The sequence below is a fragment of the Citrobacter sp. MGH 55 genome (genome assembly GCF_016906145.1).
GTDB classification, from domain to species: Bacteria; Pseudomonadota; Gammaproteobacteria; order Enterobacterales; family Enterobacteriaceae; genus Citrobacter_A; species Citrobacter_A amalonaticus.
Genome location: NZ_CP070239.1, coordinates 1,505,925 through 1,508,131 on the forward strand (window position 1 = coordinate 1,505,925; position 2,207 = coordinate 1,508,131).

General features: G+C 56.0%; 2 protein-coding genes. Both read right to left on the reverse strand.

Annotated features, from left to right (window positions below):
• Positions 1–128 precede the first annotated feature (128 nt).
• Entirely contained in the window at positions 129–1,109 is a 981-nt protein-coding gene (gene ftsN, locus JTI98_RS06135; RefSeq protein ID WP_042998927.1) for a cell division protein FtsN, read from the reverse strand.
• 85 nt (positions 1,110–1,194) lie between these two features.
• Positions 1,195–2,207 (reverse strand): DNA-binding transcriptional regulator CytR (gene cytR, locus JTI98_RS06140; RefSeq protein WP_216082041.1); only part of this gene is annotated, 1,013 nt, incomplete at its 5' end.

The window sequence follows — 2,207 nt, forward strand, 5'->3', positions numbered from 1 at the left end:
ACTGGCCGTTACGGCGTACGCTTACTATTGTTGTCACGAGCAGACCCCTTGGTTACAAATGCAGAATACAAGCCCCGCACGGTGTGCGGGGCGTAATGCAAGTATAGATGGGGGAGATTTTGGGGGTTTCAACCCCCGGAGGCGAGTCGAATACAGTTTGTGTGACCTGCCATCTTCAGACGGCTAATGGTGCTGTCGGCATTCTCTTTGCCTTTCACCGGCCCGATGACCACGCGGTTCCAGCCATTATTGGTGGTGATTTTGGAGTCAAAGCCTTCGAAAGCTAACTGTGCACGCACGGTTTCTGCCTGTTCTGCGCCTTTAAACGAACCACATTGTACCATCCAGCGACGTTCGTCTTTCTTCTCTGTCGTCGGCTTCGGTGCCTCTGGCACGCGCTCAACCGGTGCGGCTGGCTGTGTTTTTGGCTGCGATGCCGTGGTGTGTGCCGGGGTCTGCAGCAGATCCTGGTACGGTTGCGACGTCGCAGCGGGTTTCTGCGTCTGCGTGGCAGGCTTCGACGGCTGCTGCACTGGCGCCGTTTGCGCAGTACGCGTTTGCGTCTGTGGCTGCGTACGCGGCTGTTGAACCGGCGGCGTGCTGTTCCACTGCTGCTGTTGCTCAACCTGACGTTGCTGAGCCTGGCGTTGCAACGTTTGCTGACGTTGTGCCGGTGTCTGCTCGTTCCACGGCACTTCGTTGAGCTGCGTCGGTTGCTGGCGCATGTCGGCCTGCATTTGCGCAAGTAACTGGCGCTGTTCTTCAGTCAGTTGATCCGGCTTCATGACTTCACCACCGGCTGACGGTTCTGTGGGCGCACGTACGCCCGGCTGACGGCTTTCCAGCTCTTTAATATAGCGCCAGCGCTCTTCCGGCTTTGGCGGCAGCCCGTTGCCAGTCACTTTCTGACCCTGCAACGTTTCGGATTCTTCTTTTTTATGATGCGTAATGAAGTACAGACCACCGATAAAGGCCACAAGCACGGCGGCGGCAATGGCGACCATTGCGGGCGATACCGCAGACGTGTTGCGTTGCTTTTTCCGTGAGGTGCTCTTTTTGCGCCGCGAAGGTGCCGGTTGGCCGCGACGTACATAATCTCGTTGTGCCACTATCGTTTCGCTGTATTGATTCGTTCGTCAGCCCGCCATGTTACTTAAGCGGCGGGCCTTTGACCAGACACGGTGTCTGAAAGGTTTACGTTAAGGCGCGCGTCGTACCCCGAAGGATTAACTCACAATCCATTAAACGCGAGCCGCTGTTGACATTTTGCCCCTGAATTTGGTCAAGCAGCAACAGCATCGCTTCGCGACCAATTTCGAAACGCGGTTGCGCAACGGTGGTCAGCGGCGGATCACAGAATTCTGCCAGCGCGATGTTATCGAATCCAATGATCGACAAATCTTGCGGGACTTTTATGCCCTGGCGTTTGGCCCATGAGAGGGCGCCAAGCGCCATGACATCGCTATGACAGAATACCGCTGTCGGTGGTTGCGGCAAGTCGAACAGTTGTTTAAGCGCATTGCCGCCAGCTTCGTAGGTAAAATCCCCACGGGCGATATAGTGCGGATCAACGGTAATACCGCAACGACGCAGCGCCTGCACGTAGCCCTGCAAGCGGTAATGACACAGCGGCATTTCTTCCGGCCCGGCAATACAGCCAATGCGCTGATGTCCCAGCTCATGCAGGTAGTTCACGGCATTGAATGCGGCGGTCAGGTTATCGATATGGACGGTGGGCAGTTCCAGTTCCGGCGCAAACTCGTTCGCCATCACCATCGGCGGCAGATTGCGCTGCTCTTCAATACTGGCGTCAAACGGCAGACGAGAGCCCAGCAGCAGCATGCCATCAATTTGCTTGGTGATGATCAAATTGACGAAGGTTTTTTCCTGCTGGTTCTGATGCGCACAATCGCCGATCAGCACCAGATAGCCATGACTGGCGGCGGTGACCTCGATCCCACGGATCAGTTCGCTAAAGAAGGGATCGCAAATATCCGGAACAATCACCAGGATGGTTCGCGATTCATTACGTTTAACGTTGCGTCCCGCCGCCTGCGGTAAATACCCGACCTCTACAGCTGCCTGTTCAACCCGGTTTCGGGTGGACTGAGAGACTTTATCCGGGTTCATTAGCGCGCGAGACACGGTTGCCGTTGAGACTTTCGCCTTCATGGCAACATCTTTCATTGTAGCGGCAGCAACCTGTG